16 protein-coding genes are annotated in these 14845 nt (G+C 29.2%); 7 read left to right on the top strand and 9 right to left on the bottom strand.

Annotated elements, in window-relative coordinates; translation table 11 throughout:
* Positions 1 to 71 precede the first annotated feature (71 nt).
* Positions 72 to 1010 carry an ABC transporter substrate-binding protein gene (locus EDC42_RS05110; RefSeq protein WP_069573883.1) on the bottom strand — a complete coding sequence of 313 codons (939 nt, stop codon included), beginning with the start codon at positions 1008 to 1010 and terminating at the stop codon, positions 72 to 74.
* A gap of 165 nt (positions 1011 to 1175) precedes the next feature.
* On the opposite strand from EDC42_RS05110, the gene EDC42_RS05105 reads away from it, so the two are divergent.
* The 3 genes from EDC42_RS05105 to EDC42_RS05095 all read left to right on the top strand — a co-directional run bounded on the left by EDC42_RS05105 (position 1176) and on the right by EDC42_RS05095 (position 2796).
* Positions 1176 to 1433 carry a methyltransferase domain-containing protein gene (locus tag EDC42_RS05105; RefSeq protein WP_083234827.1) on the top strand — a complete coding sequence of 86 codons (258 nt, stop codon included), beginning with the start codon at positions 1176 to 1178 and terminating at the stop codon, positions 1431 to 1433.
* A 266-nt stretch (positions 1434 to 1699) separates the two neighbouring features.
* Positions 1700 to 2302, top strand: a complete 603-nt coding sequence (locus tag EDC42_RS05100) for a class I SAM-dependent methyltransferase (protein WP_069573885.1) — start codon at positions 1700 to 1702, stop codon at positions 2300 to 2302.
* Positions 2302 to 2796, top strand: coding sequence for an N-acetyltransferase (locus EDC42_RS05095; protein WP_198923024.1), 495 nt, complete (start codon positions 2302 to 2304; stop codon positions 2794 to 2796). The genes EDC42_RS05100 and EDC42_RS05095 overlap by 1 nt, the downstream gene beginning before the upstream one ends.
* 200 nt (positions 2797 to 2996) lie before the next feature.
* Here the strand turns inward: EDC42_RS05095 and EDC42_RS05090 are convergent, their stop codons facing one another.
* From EDC42_RS05090 to EDC42_RS05070, 5 genes are all read right to left on the bottom strand, one after another.
* The gene (locus tag EDC42_RS05090) at positions 2997 to 4019 is read right to left on the bottom strand and encodes an adenylosuccinate synthetase (RefSeq protein ID WP_069573889.1); all 1023 of its coding nucleotides are present in this window, start codon (positions 4017 to 4019) and stop codon (positions 2997 to 2999) included.
* 212 nt (positions 4020 to 4231) lie between these two features.
* A complete protein-coding gene (locus EDC42_RS05085; protein ID WP_069573891.1) occupies positions 4232 to 4816 on the bottom strand; it encodes a hypothetical protein in 585 nt (194 codons plus the stop codon).
* A complete protein-coding gene (locus tag EDC42_RS05080; RefSeq protein WP_245988571.1) occupies positions 4813 to 5424 on the bottom strand; it encodes a DUF6891 domain-containing protein in 612 nt (203 codons plus the stop codon). Before EDC42_RS05080 ends, EDC42_RS05085 begins: the two co-directional genes overlap by 4 nt.
* Entirely contained in the window at positions 5414 to 6115 is a 702-nt protein-coding gene (locus EDC42_RS05075) for a DUF6882 domain-containing protein (RefSeq protein ID WP_233144859.1), read from the bottom strand. Before EDC42_RS05075 ends, EDC42_RS05080 begins: the two co-directional genes overlap by 11 nt.
* Entirely contained in the window at positions 6116 to 7345 is a 1230-nt protein-coding gene (locus tag EDC42_RS05070; protein ID WP_069573895.1) for an LL-diaminopimelate aminotransferase, read from the bottom strand.
* 324 nt (positions 7346 to 7669) lie between these two features.
* Between EDC42_RS05070 and EDC42_RS05065 the strand changes: the two genes are divergently transcribed.
* Positions 7670 to 9145, top strand: a complete 1476-nt coding sequence (locus EDC42_RS05065; RefSeq protein ID WP_091699552.1) for a hypothetical protein — start codon at positions 7670 to 7672, stop codon at positions 9143 to 9145.
* Between the two features lie 163 nt (positions 9146 to 9308).
* Here EDC42_RS05065 and EDC42_RS05060 read toward each other — a convergent pair whose 3' ends face one another.
* Entirely contained in the window at positions 9309 to 9770 is a 462-nt protein-coding gene (locus EDC42_RS05060; protein ID WP_069574552.1) for a hypothetical protein, read from the bottom strand.
* 7 nt (positions 9771 to 9777) lie between these two features.
* On the bottom strand, positions 9778 to 11448 hold the full coding sequence (locus tag EDC42_RS05055) for a glutamate--tRNA ligase (protein WP_069574553.1): 1671 nt from the start codon (positions 11446 to 11448) through the stop codon (positions 9778 to 9780).
* Positions 11449 to 11553: 105 nt separating this feature from the next.
* Between EDC42_RS05055 and EDC42_RS05050 the strand changes: the two genes are divergently transcribed.
* From EDC42_RS05050 to EDC42_RS05040, 3 genes are read left to right on the top strand one after another with little or no spacing between them, the layout of a single operon-like run.
* Complete coding sequence (locus tag EDC42_RS05050) at positions 11554 to 12558, top strand: tetratricopeptide repeat protein (protein WP_069574554.1); 1005 nt, start codon at positions 11554 to 11556, stop codon at positions 12556 to 12558.
* Position 12559: 1 nt separating this feature from the next.
* Entirely contained in the window at positions 12560 to 13567 is a 1008-nt protein-coding gene (locus EDC42_RS05045; protein WP_083234846.1) for an aldo/keto reductase, read from the top strand.
* Between the two features lie 2 nt (positions 13568 to 13569).
* Complete coding sequence (locus tag EDC42_RS05040; RefSeq protein ID WP_069574556.1) at positions 13570 to 14382, top strand: class I SAM-dependent methyltransferase; 813 nt, start codon at positions 13570 to 13572, stop codon at positions 14380 to 14382.
* A 131-nt stretch (positions 14383 to 14513) separates the two neighbouring features.
* Here EDC42_RS05040 and EDC42_RS05035 read toward each other — a convergent pair whose 3' ends face one another.
* Complete coding sequence (locus tag EDC42_RS05035) at positions 14514 to 14843, bottom strand: cupin domain-containing protein (protein ID WP_069574557.1); 330 nt, start codon at positions 14841 to 14843, stop codon at positions 14514 to 14516.
* Positions 14844 to 14845 lie beyond the last annotated feature (2 nt).

The raw sequence follows: 14845 nt of genomic DNA, 5'->3' as shown, positions 1-14845 counted from the left end.
AGTTATTACCCAATTAAATATTAACAGTTGTTATATTTAAATTTTGATAAAAAATTAGTAGTTAAAATTAATTAACTACCGTTCCAAAATATTTTATCTTCAGATAGTGGTTTCTTTAAAACGCCCAATTCAACTTCCAAATTCATAAATTCCATTACATTCTGTTTATAAGTATCATTTAAACCAGAAATGAATGGAAATCCTGCAAGTGCTTGTTTTTCAACATCCACATCACTAACAATATCACTAGGAAGTAATTCTGCAGCTTCATCAGTGTTATTATTTATATAATCAGTTGCATTTTTGTGAATATCTAAAATCTTTTGAGTTTCATTAGGATGTTCATCAAGGAATTTATCAGAAGCCACAACAACACAACATGGATGATTCGGCAGTATTTCAGAGGAATCAACTAAAACTTTTGCACCGTTTTTCTCAGCAATTGATACATATGGCTCAAAAGTAATCATACCATCTATATTATTTGTTTTTAAAGCATCATTCATTGAAGGAACTTTCATTGCAGATACTTTAACATCTTTAATATCAATACCATTTTGTTTTAAGTAATATTGAAGCAACATGTGTTGAATAGATGCTTCACCTGGTGTAGCTATTTTTTTACCCTCCAAATCAAATACAGAATTAATTCCAGAGTTTTTAGCAACAACAATTCCGGAACCCTCAGTTTGAGCTGCTGAAATAACTTTTACAGGAACTCCTTTTTCAATTGAAGATAAAACTGGAGTGATTCCAACATAACCAACATCAACTTCCCCACTAGCCATAGCAGTCATCAAATCCCCGCCATTGTTAAATTGAACAAGTTTAGTGTTAATTCCATTTTTAGCATATTGCCCTTGTGCATCAGCAACAAAAAGAGCCGCATCATGGTCAGATGGCAAGTACCCTATAGTTACATTATCACTACCACCACCCAGTAGGAAATATCCTCCAATAGCAACAATAGCTATGAATGCAACAATAATTGCAATAATCTTTTTATCCATTAAATCACCAATTAATAATATATTAAAAAAATTATTAAATGTTTTGATAAAATGTCTGCTGAAAAAACTTACCAATATATGAAAGCACATGGTGAAAAAGGCATAGAAATAATAGATGAAATAAATGAAAACACCAAAAGAGTATCTGAATTTGCTTTTGAATGAATTAACATCAATGATAATGATAAAATTCTTGATATCGGATGTGGTGGTGGAATTAATATTGATAAATTCCCCAAAATAACAAAAAATAATGTTGACAGAATGGATTATTCAGAAATTGCAGTAACCGAATCAATAAAAAGAAATCAAAAATCAGTTTATAATAAAAGATGCAATATTATTCAAGCAGATGTTACTAATATGTCAATGAACAGCAATACATATGATATAGTTACAGCGTTTGAAACCATATATTTCTAGCCAGATCTTAAAGAAACCTTTAAAAAAGTTTCAAAAATAATAAAACCAAATGGACAATTTATAATTGTCCAAGAAACTGATGGAAATAATCCTGAAGATGCGAATTGGACAAATGTAGAAGAAAAGAATGTTTATACTGCTCCAGAATTAGAAAAATACTTACTTAATACTGGTTTTAAAAGTGCGGAAACATTTAAAAAAGAAAATGATTATATCATTGTAGTAATTGGAAAAAATAATATTAAAAAGTATAGGGAATGGATAAAATGACTGATCAATATATGAAACCGCATGGTGAAGAAGGACTTCAGACAATTAAAAATATGAATGAAAACCACAAAAACATCTCTGAATTTGCATTTAAATGTGCAATTATTGGAGATAATGATAAAATATTAGATGCCGGATGTGGTGGTGGAGTTAACATTGAAAAATTCCTCAAAATAACAAAAAATAATGTTGACGGACTTGATTATTCAGAAATTGCAGTAACCGAATCAATAAAAAGAAATCAGAAAGCTATTGATGATGGAAGATGTAGAATTATTCAAGCAGATGTGAGCAATATGCCATTTAAAGATGAATGCTATGACTTTATAAGTGCATTTGAAACCATATATTTCTGGCCGAATCTTGAAGAAACCTTTAAAGAAGTTTCAAGAATAATAAAACCGAATGGGCAATTCATGATAGCTCAAGAAACTGACGGCAATAATCCGAATGATGAAACTTGGGTAAATACTGTTGAAGGAATGAGAATTTATACTGCTCCAGAATTAGAAAAGTACTTACTTAATGCTGGATTTAGAAGTGTGGAAGTATTTAAAAAAGAAGATGAATACATTTTAGTAGTTATCGGGAAAAAATAATGTATATTCGAAAAGCAACACTTGATGATTTGAGTAAAATCATGAGCATTTATAAAATTGCACAGGATTTCATGATTGAATCGGGAAATCCAAACCAATGGGGACATAATAATCCTTCAGAAGAAAAAGTAAAAGAGGATATAGATAAAAAAAATAGCTATCTAGTCTGTAATGGAGAAGACATTCATGGTGTTTTTGTAATTTTTAAAGGTATTGAACCAACTTATAAACATATTGAGAATGGTAGATGGCTTAATGAAGATGAATATATCACAATACACAGAATTGCAAGTGATGGAACACAAAAAGGTATTTTTAAGTTTTTAATAGATTATTGTAAAAGTAAATCCGAAAATATTAGAATAGATACGCATCACGACAATAAAATAATGCAAAAGTTAATAGAGAGAAATGGATTTCAAAAATGTGGAAGAATTTATGTAACAGATGGATCTCCAAGAATTGCATATCAGTGGATGAATCCATTACATTAACTCTTTTTTATGAAAAAATTTAACATTTAGTCCATATTTAGAATTAATATTCCCATTTAATCTATTATAAACAATATTTTTCTACAGCCATCACATTTTATGAAATTCTGATTTTCTTGTACAGAATTTAACATTAAAATATAAAAAAGTTTAGAAAAACAAAAAAAATAGTTGTTATTAAAAAAATATTAAAAAAGAAGCTATAATAACTCTTTTCTTAAATCTATTGTATCTTTCAAATCCGGCCCAGTTGAAATGATAGTTACTGGTACACCAGTTGCAGACTGGATATCATCAATGAAAGCTTTAGTTTCTGCAGATAACTCATCATAATCTTGAGTTCTTGCACAATCGGGATATAATTTATCAACACAAGTCAGAGCAATTTGAGTTGCACCATTAATCCTGCAAGATTCTTTTGCAAGATCCATATCAAAATATCCAATCCTTCTACGACGTCCAGTTACAACACCGTATTCCTCCCATCCATGACTTTCAGCTTCCTTTTGTGTCATTTCAGTTGGGAATGGTCCTTCACCGACACGAGAAATATAAGATTTGAATACATTAATGACTTCATCTACTTTAGTTGGTCCAACACCTACATCTGCAGCGAATGTAGATGCAGTAGTGTCTTTACTGGTCACATATGGATAACTTCCATAATAAAGAGATAATGCAAAACCTTGAGATCCTTCAATAAATACATCTTTACCTTCATCAATAGCTTCATTACATTCTAATGAAACATCAGTGATGTAATCTTCAAGTTCTGGAATATCACGAGCCAATTCAATAGTTCTTAATACTCTGTCGGAATTTGCTGGTCCACAACCAGATCCAGTACTCCCTATTTTTTTAGCTAAATGTTCTGAACCTTTATCCCTAGTCATGTGCTCTTCATTAATAATAGCACATCTAGAATCAATACACATTCTCTCTTTTACATTATATTTCTTTAAATCTTCAAATTCTTTAAATAAAACATCCGGATTTACTAGAACTCCCGCTCCAATCATGAGTTTAGCACCAGTATGGACGAAACCAGATGGAGTTAATCTTAAACCATATTTTTCTCCGTTAAATTCAACAGAATGCCCTGCATTTGGCCCAACTCCTGCACGAGCAATAATATCTGGTTTATCGTTGTCACAAAGATAAGTAATACATTTTCCTTTACCTTCGTCACCCCATGCTCCACCAACTAAAATATTACAAGTCATATAATAACTCCTTAAAAAATTAATATTTGAAAATTTTCATGAAAATCTTCATAACACTAGTATTATATTTTTTATAATTAAAAAGCTTTTGTAAATAATATATAAATACCATATTAAATAAAAATATACCAAATAAAAATTATAAAATATAGTCTGAATTTCATAAAACAGTAAATGATGAATTTTTTAAGGAATAATAAAATCTGTAAAAATTATAATTTCAATGGGTGGTTTTCACACATCGGATCTCTAACTATATTTCTTTTTTGATGATATCTTAAAAAATAAAGCATCCAATCATTTGAAAGTTCACGAAGCGATGCATCATCTAATCTTTCAAAAGGTGAAAAGAAATCCATTTGGTTTCCACCAACAACAATAGCTATTTCATCAGTTTCAAGCAACATGAAAAAATCATTGCGAATATTGTGAATATTAAAATCCTCAACAACAGAAACTGATTTCTCTTTTTTATAATTAGTGAAAAATGTATTTAAATATTCAAAATCAATGAATTTAATATCTTTAATATTGAATGATACTTCCTCACTTAATAACTGATTTTTAAAATCATATTTTGATAAAAAATCAATATCCCAAATATTATTATAGAATACTGTGAAAAATGAATCATCAGCAAACCTAACAACCAGAGAAAAATCTTCATCGATTTTTGGAGTTCCAAGTTCAACATCTCTAAATTGCAGGTAAATTGAATCCTGTGATATTTCAATTGAAGACCACTTACCTGAATTAATCATAACCTCGCGAATTAATTTTAAAGATCTAGTATTCATTTTAACACCTGATTTTTAATAAAAACTTCATATGCTCCTTCAATTTCATATTCTTTTTCAGAATCATAAGATTTATCCCATTTAAACGGATAAATTTCAATTTGATTATTAATTGTTCCATCCCAAGCAATATTGAAATTTTCTTCTTTTAGATATTTGAAAACTATTTTACCGATTTTTAATGCCATTTCTTCATTATTTTCAAAATCACCGAAAGTTATCTTTAATTTGCATTCACAAATAGATTCTTCAATATCTTCAAAAGTATAAAAACTGAAACCTTCAACTGAGAATTTATTATTATGCAAATGAACATATAATTCAAATGCATCATTTACTCCTTCACTAATATCATAGCCACAATTATGAATAGCTACAATTTTTTCACTAGCTAAATTTGTAAAGGCATTTTCCAATTTTGAGAAATTTTCATTAGAAAAATCATTTGAAGAAACAGAATATTGAGAAATATCAATATCCTCATCAATGAACTGATCTTCCAATATTTCCAATATCTCTTCACTATCAAAAAATCCGGATTTAGTGAGTAACTCTTCCATATATTCTAATTCATCAACTAAATCCTGATTCATAATATCACTGTTCATCTTCACCAAACATTAAAATCCGTGTTACATTTCCTCTTTCAGTAAACCCCGCCATAACACGAGATTCACCTATTTTAGCCAAATAAAAACCATCTTGCGGTTTAAAACCATATCCTTTAAGTTTAGTGTAAGATTCAAAAGCAATTTTTGGAAATATATTGAAATTCTTTTGGAAAGTATAAAAAGTATCTCTGAACTTTTTAACATCATTGTTCTCTTTAACCAGATCAGATTCGATAGCAACAAAAATATCCAGACCATCTTCAGAAACAGCATAATAACCATCAAATCCAAGAATAGTAGTTGCAGTCATTGCAATAGTATGGCAAAAATTGAAATCTGTTTTAATTAATGAGGAATTGAATTCAGGAACATCAAATTTATCTCCAAGTTTTTTAATTTCCACTGCAGATGCAATTAAATTATTGCCGAATATTTCTTCACAATCCCATGCCCAAGACCATTGATTTAAGTCTTGTGAGTAAAAACCCAAAACGTGAATTGGCATCTTAATATCATCAAAAGAAATAACCTCATTTTCAATATCCAAATCACCAATTGTTTCACCAATTAATTCAGCTAAATTTTCTTGTTTATCAAGTGCCAGTGCACCATATTTTGATAAGATTACTTTAAATGAATCCCCATCTTCAATTTCTACCGGTTTTTCTATTTTTTTCAAATTAAACACCTAAAATTCTAATTTAGAAATCCTATCCATTGCTTCTTTAGTATTTTCTAATGTATTAAATGCAGTAAGCCTCAAATAACCTTCACCGCTTGGACCGAATCCAGAACCAGGAGTTCCAATCACATTTGCTTCATTTAATAACAAATCAAAGAAAGTCCATGAATCCATATTATTTGGAGCTTTAACCCAGATATAAGGTGAATTAATTCCACCATAAACTTCCAATCCCAAATTAGATAAGCTTTCACAAATAACCTTTGCATTTTCCATGTAATAATCAATGACTTCTTGAATTTCTTTTTGACCTTCAATGGAATAAGTTGCTTGTGCTGCTTTTTGCACCGGATATGAAACACCATTAAATTTGGTAGTTTGTCTCCTATTCCATAATGGGTTAACTTCTACTTCATTGCCTTCACTATCATATGCAGTCAATTGTTTAGGAACAACTGTAAATGCACAACGAGTTCCAGTAAATCCTGCAGTTTTTGAAAAACTTTTAAATTCAATAGCTACTTCCTCTGCACCTTCAATTTCATAGATAGAATGAGGAACATTTTCTTCATTGATAAATGCTTCATAAGCAGCATCAAATAAAATAATAGCTTTGTTTTCTCTTGCATAATCTACAAACACTTTTAATTGATCTTTAGTTAATGTAGTACCAGTTGGATTATTTGGATAACATAAATAGATAATATCAACAGGTTCTGAAGGCAATTCTGGAACAAATCCGTTTTCAGCATTGCATTTGAGGTAAGTTAAACCTTCATACATACCATCATTCATTTCACCAGTTCTTCCTGCCATAACATTTGTATCAACATAAACAGTGTAGACTGGATCAGTTACTGCAATTTTATTATCAATTCCGAAAATTTCCTGAATATTGCCAGTGTCACATTTAGCACCATCACTAATGAAAATTTCTGATGTATCAAGAGTTATTCCATATTTTTCATAATCTTTCACAATAGCTTCTGCTAAAAATTCATAACCTTGTTCCGGTCCGTATCCCATAAAAGTATCTGCACTTCCCATTTCATCAACAGCATCTTTGAATGCTTTAACAACAGATGGCACTAATGGTTTTGTAACATCCCCAATACCCATTTTAATGACATCAACATCAGGATTATTTTTTACGAATTCCGCTTCCCTTCTAGCTACTTCAACAAAGAGATAACTGCTTTTTAATTTAAGATAATTTTCATTAATTTTAACAACCATGATTATTCCTCATAATAAATGATTAATCTAATCTATATTTTATTTTAGGCATATATAAAGTAATTGTTTAGATAATTTTAACTAAAATTTGCTGTTTTGAAAAAATATAATTAAGATAATTCAATATTTTCAAAAAAACTAAAAATAAAGTTTTTTTAAAAAAATAAAATCAATCAAAACAATAAACATCAATTCATTAAATTAGAATAAGTAATTTTAAAATTAAACAGAAATAATTAGAAAAATTAATTGCAATATAAAAATATTTAAATTAATAAATTATACATATATTATTACATAATAAAAAAATTAGGGTTGGGAAAAATGAATGGAATAACCATATTAATTTGGATAACTATTGTAATAATTGGTGTAATTGCCTGCATATTAGTTAAATTACACTACAAAGGTAATGAACTCGAACAAGATGAAGGATCAATAATTCCAAGCACAGATAAATTAAATGGAATATTATCACAAGGAAAAGAAAAAATTAATTCAAAAAACCTTACTAATAGTTTATCTTCAAAAACAACCCGAACCCAAAATTCTCAAAATACCAAATCACTATACGGAAACAAACAACATACCTCACAAGACTATGATGTTTATATTGTCCCCGAAGTTAATAATAAAAAAACTTATGAATATGAGTCTGAAAACCAAGTTCTCATTGATTATGGAGATAAAGTTAAAAAATTTCAAGAACCAATTAAACAAAGCCAGATGGATATTATGAATCAAAATAAAGATGATAAAACAGAATTAAAAGATTTATTCACAATTGATGAATTAATTAAAGAATCTAAAAGAAAAGATAACGAAAGAGAAAAAGAGCAACCAAAAGTTGAAGATAGTGAATTAACTGAACTTAAAGAAAGTATTGCTAAGAAACAAGAAAATACTATCGAAAAATCTTCTAGTGAAGAAGATATTGGTGAATTTGAAACAATTGAAAGTTTATTAAATGAAGAAGAACTTAATGAGGATGAAACATCTGAAGAAATTGAAACATCAACAACATCACAAAAAACTATTGAAGAAGCAATTTCCTCTGCTTCTCAAGAAAAAAAAGAAGAAATTGAAAACCTTTCTGAAAACGAAAACATAACTGATGTATTATTACATGCAGATGATGATCAAATGGATATTCCTAATGAAGAGATTAAAGAACCAACTCTAAAAACTCCAACAAAAGTCGATGAATCAAACGATTCTGAATTTAATTCCCCTCTTAAAGAAGACAATGAAGAAACTATGGATTTAGATTATAGAAAAGATCTGGATAAATTTACACAAAAAATTAAAGGATCCAAACTCTTCAAAGATGTTAAAGAAAAACTTACTGCTGAACCAGAAGAATACATTGAAGAAGGAATTCCCAAAGATGAAACTTATATTAGAAATGTGAAAGAATATGATGACTTTGAGCCTATTATAAACGAGACACATGCCGATTATGTAGATCCTATTGGAGATATTGAACCTGCATTTGAAGATAATCAGTCATTAAAATTAGAAAATAAACCTAAAGCTTTTGAAGTGATTAAGGATTCTTCAAAACCTGAAGTTACACAACAAAAAATCCCAACTATTAAAAGTAAACCTTCAAGAAACAACATAAAAATAAAATTAAATAATAATGAAGTAGTACTTAAAAAAGGAGACGAAATCATATTCAATCATTTAGGTGAAACTTATTCCAGCCAAGTTTATGCTATTAATGGTGATGATATCTCCGTTAAATACAGACGTCAAAATATCATAATTAAACCAGCTGATGTTAAAAAGATATATTAAATATCTTTTTACAACTTTTTTAATATCTTAATTTCTTCTTTAAATCAATTAAAATAGACTTAAATAATTTATAATTTTATATAATTTTTTCTCATATTTGATAATGAATCATCTATTCATCATAATTTTCAGTTTATATAATTAATAAAAAGGATAATGGAAATTATTCATTCAATTTATAATTTCCATCTTCAACAATATATTTTGGAACACTAATCTTAAAAGAACGGATGATATTCAGGTAAAAATCATCAAGTTCCCTATCTGCATAAGGATAAGTGAATTCGAAGATATATAAATTATTATCTTCAACATATAAGAATTCATTACGTCTAATCTCTTTTTCACCATCGGAAAAAGAGGAAACAATCAAATAATAAATATCCTCATTTATTGGGATAAAATCAGACAATATTACATTAATTCTGGGATTATCATTAATATTCTTTTCAATATCCTCTTTTATAGAAGGAAGCCCAACTAATGTAGGTGTTGTTGAAAATTTAATAGACATTGGAATTTTAGTATTTACTAAATACAAATCATTGAACTCGTCTTTGGCATTAACTGGTTCAAAATCCTCCGGCATTCGAAGAGTTGAATAACCATTACTAAACATAGTCATTTTATCACTACTTATGTGCATAATAAAATACTAATTTATCATCTTTGATTTCATCTAAACGAGCAAAACCCACTCTCTCAAATTGAACAATATCTCCAACTTCCAAATCACGAAGTGTATCCTCACCAACTCCAGTTTTAGCTGATGCATCATCCATAACTATTTTAACATTTACATTATCTTTAGTTGGAACCCATTGAATAATCTTAGCTTTTACTTTTTTCGCATCTTCAAAAGATGTTGAATGATAAATTATTTTATTCCCATCAATTTCAACATTAACTGCATCCATTAATCTAAAAATACCGTCAGCAATATCTTCTTTTGCTAAATAAGCACTACCGTCAAAGGACAAAATCCTATTCCCCCTGTCTATGTGGTCTGCATGCAACGGTCTTTCGATTGAGACTTCGCCATCATTATAACCATCAATTTTAATCTCAACAGGATCTTCACAGAAGAAATATCTGTTTGCGATGGGTTCTACAAAATTACGATTCAATCCATAAATTTTTTTCCAGCTAATTGCAGAATCGGCCATTTTAACACCAATTTCAGTGATTAAGTTATAAATTGTTCTTGGATCAATTCCCCTTCTTGCAATAGCTCTTAATGTTCCCAGCCTCGGATCATCCCATCCGCTGTATGTGCCATCTTCAATTCCCGCCATCGCCTTTGAAGTACTGAGAGCTATGTCTTCCATTTTAAGTCTTCCATAATGGATAAATTCTGGTAAATCCCATCCCATATGATTATATAAGTATTTTTGTTTTTCACTGTTTGCTAAGTGGTCCTTACCCCTTAGAACATGTGTCATACCCATTAAATGATCATCAACAGAAACAGAGAAATTCATCATTGGATAAATCCTATATTTAGTACCTACACGAGGATGTTCTTCATCAACCAATCTCATTGCGACCCAATCACGAATAGCCGGGTTTTTGTGATTAATATCTGTTTTTATTCTAAGTACTGCTTCTCCAGATTCCATAGTATCAAATTTTTCCCATAATGCAAGATTTTCTTCTACGCTGTTATCTCTACATAGACAAGGTTTACAATTATCCTTAAGTTCTTTGAATGTTTCACCATCACAAGTACACATATAAGCAGCACCTTTTTCGATTAATTGGCGAGCATAATCATAATAAATTTCAAATCTATCAGATTGGTAAACGATTTCATTTGGTTCTATTCCCAACCATGCTAAATCTTCAGGAATCATTTCATAAGCAGGTTCAAATACTCTTTTCGGATCAGTATCTTCAATTCTCAAAATTAATTTGCCATCATGTCTTTTAACATATTCTGCATTAGGAACGGCTGCTCTTGAGTGTCCGATGTGTAAAGGTCCGCTTGGATTTGGAGCAAAACGTAATACTATATTTTCATGAGTTCCCGGAAGTTCTTGAAGTCCCGAATCCTTGGTTTTTGGTTTTTTATCCTGAACTTCAACACCAAACTTTTCCATTTCACTAGCTTGTTCTTCTGGTGATAAAGCATTTACCTTTGCTACAATTTTACCCGCCAGTGAACCAATTTCTTTTGCTTTACTTCTAAGTTCTACTTCATTTGACATGATTGAACCCATTACAGCACCGGGATTTGCACTTCCTTTATGTTTAGCCGCATTTAATAAAGCATGTTTAAAAACAATTTTTTCTAAATCATTCATTTAATCATCACAATTTAATTAATATAAAAATAAGCATTATTATTTATCTATCTGAATATATATAAATATTAGGAAGCTCAATTATAAAAAAATTAAGTTGATATAATGAATACTGACATTAACAAAGCACAAAAATACATCGATGATGAAAATTACAAAGATGCTATTATTCTAGCTCGCAAAAAACATTCAAAAGATGATGTTGAAACTTATTTATCCATTTTAGATTTATTAATTGAAGCGGATTACATAATAGCTATTGAAGAAAAAGGAATGTATTATCAATATTATGATAAAACACATGACAATGGAGATTATGGTGAAAAATACTTTGATGAATATCTCAAAAAACAACCAAAATCCATTAATGCCCTGTGTGACAAAGCGATGTCCAGATTTAATAAAGGACAAATTGACGAATCTTTAAAATATATGGATACGGCATATAAAAATTATAAAAATTATTCTAAAATTGAAAAACCACGTATTTCTAAAAAAGAACTTTTAATTGCAAAAATTGAACTCCTAATGCAAGCAAAAAGATATGATGATGCATTAAAATATCTTAATAATTATGAAAATCAATTTGGCGGCAATCAAAAGTCAGATTTATACAAAGGTCAAATGCTTCAAAAGAACGGTAAAAATAAAGAAGCACTTGTATATTTAAACAAGTCATTGCTTGAAGAAGATACATTAGTTGGATTTAATGCAAAAGGTGATGCATTATTCGACCTTGGAAGATATGAAGATGCATTAAAAGAATACAAAAACTGCCTAAATTATGAAAGTAAAATAGAAGGTGATTTAGAATTAATTACTAATTTTAATTACAAATCTGCATTTTGTTGTGTCAATCTTGGAGATGATGGTGAAGCTATAAAATATTTAAATAAAACTATTAACATGTTAAATGAACATGGAAGACTTCCAAGAAATATTGAAGCAATATATCAGAAATGTTCCTTTGAAAAGGAAAGAATTATGAAAAAAGGAAATGTAACAGATGAAGAATTCAGAAAAAGTAAATTCTTCTCAACTAAAACATCTTTAATCATATTGTTCATTATTTTTATATTTTTTATCATATTAAAATTAAATGGTTATTAAAATGAGGCTTGGAAAAACTAATTTTAAAGTAAATAAAAATGGATTTGGAGCCCTTCCAATCCAAAGAAGAAATGAAAAAGATTCAATTGAAATACTTAAAAAAGCATATGATAATGGAATTAACTTTTATGATTCAGCTCGTTTTTACACAGACAGCGAAGGGAAACTCGGAAAAGCATTTGAAGATATTCGTGAAAACATTTACATCGCAACAAAAACTGGAACAGAAACTCCTGAAGAATTTTGGAATGATTTGGAAACCTCCCTTAAAGAATTAAAAACTGATTATGTTGATTTATACCAGTTTCATAACATTTCATTTTGTCCAAAAGAAGATGATGAATTATATAAAGCAATGCTTGAGGCTAAAGAAGAAGGAACAGTGAAACACATTGGAATTACAACCCATAAAATAACACATGCACATGAAGCACTAGATAGCGGACTTTATGAAACATTACAATACCCATTTTCATACTTAAGTGGTGAAGAAGAGTTAAACCTTGTTGAAAAATGTAGGCAATTAGATGTTGGTTTTATTGCTATGAAAGGAATGGGCGGGGGATTAATTAAAAATTCCCAAGCCAGTTTTGCATATATGAATCAATTTGATAATGTCTTACCAATATGGGGGATTCAAGAATTAGAAGAGCTTGATGAATTTCTATCTTATGATGCCAATACTATTTTAACCGCTGATTTAAAAGAATATATTGAAAAAGATAAGGAAGAACTTGGAGTGAACTTCTGTAGAGGTTGTGGATACTGTATGCCTTGTCCAGAAGAAATTAATATTAGTTTATGTTCAAGGATGTCTTTATGGCTTAGACGTTTTCCGACAGAACCCAGTTTAGATGAAAAAACTCAAAAAATTATGGAAAAAACAAAAGACTGCACTGAATGCTATTCATGTGTTGATAAATGCCCATATGAACTTGACATACCTGAACTTTTAAAATCAAACTATGAAGATTATCAAAATGTTTTAAGTGGGAAAACAAAGGTGTGAATATGAAACAATGTATTGACAACCCAAATGATGTAGATTGGGTGAATTTTTGGGCTGAACGCTTAAAAAATAAAAAAAATAAAGATTGGGATAAAGCAGCGCCTGGTTTTTATAAAAGAACCAGAAAAGATGACTATCAAGATGCATTATTTGAAAAATTAATACTTGATGAAAATGATACTGTTTTAGATGTCGGTTGTGGTGAAGGTTCAGTCACTATCCCAATAGCTGAAAAAGTAAGAAAAGTAATAGGAATTGATTCTTCTCCTAAAATGCTTGAATATCTCAAAAAAAGAGCTATTGAAAATAATATAAATAATATTGAAACAATTCTAAAACCAATTGAAGACATAACTTATGATGAAATTGGAAATGTAGATGTAGTAATTTGCTCAAGATCACTAAACGGTATTGTTCCCATTGATAAAACATTATCTGAACTAAATAAAATTGCAAACAAGTATGTTTTCATAACTATTTTTGGACCTGAAAATAAGAAAATCGAAAAAGATTTTGAAAAAGAAATAGGGATTAAAACTGAAGATTTCCCAGATTACAACTTTTTCTTTAACATATTATTTAATTTAGGAATTTATGCAAATATTGAAAGATTTGACTTAAGCAATTATCGTGAATATGATAGTATCAAAGAAGCAATGGACAATGGTAAATTTAGACTTGATTTATACAATGATAAAGAAAAAGAGCTTCTTGAAAAATATTTAGAAAGAATTCTTACTTACAATAGAAAAAGTAAAAAATATTATAATGTTAAAGACAAAGCTGATTGGATTTTGATTTGGTGGAGAAAATAACCACCAAATTCTTGTTTTTAATTTGATAAAAAGAGACTAAAAACCATAAGAATTGGATAAAATTCCATCCAATAATCATGGTTAATACACGTGGTATATTCTTATTTAGGTATAAAAAATTTAAAATGAAATTAATCTGATTTAATCATGGTTAAAATCATTTTAAATGGGCAATTTTCAGCTTGAAGTGCATGCGGTTCATTTGCTGGCATGATAATTATTTCACCTGCACAAACAGTATTTTTTTTACCAGAAATTGTGATTTCAGCTTCACCATCAATAATTTGAACCATTGCATCAAAAGGAGCTGAGTGTTCAGACAATCCTTGACCTTGATCAAAAGCAAAGAATGTGACTGTACCTAACTCTTTTTTGATTATTTCACGACTGACAACACTATCTTTTTGATAGTCCAATAAAAATTGGATATTTAAAGACTTAGCTTTAATATCCTCATTCACAA

It is taken from the genome of Methanobrevibacter gottschalkii DSM 11977 (assembly GCF_003814835.1).
GTDB classification, from domain to species: domain Archaea; phylum Methanobacteriota; class Methanobacteria; order Methanobacteriales; family Methanobacteriaceae; genus Methanocatella; species Methanocatella gottschalkii.
This window is presented reverse-complemented; position numbering and strand designations above follow the sequence as displayed.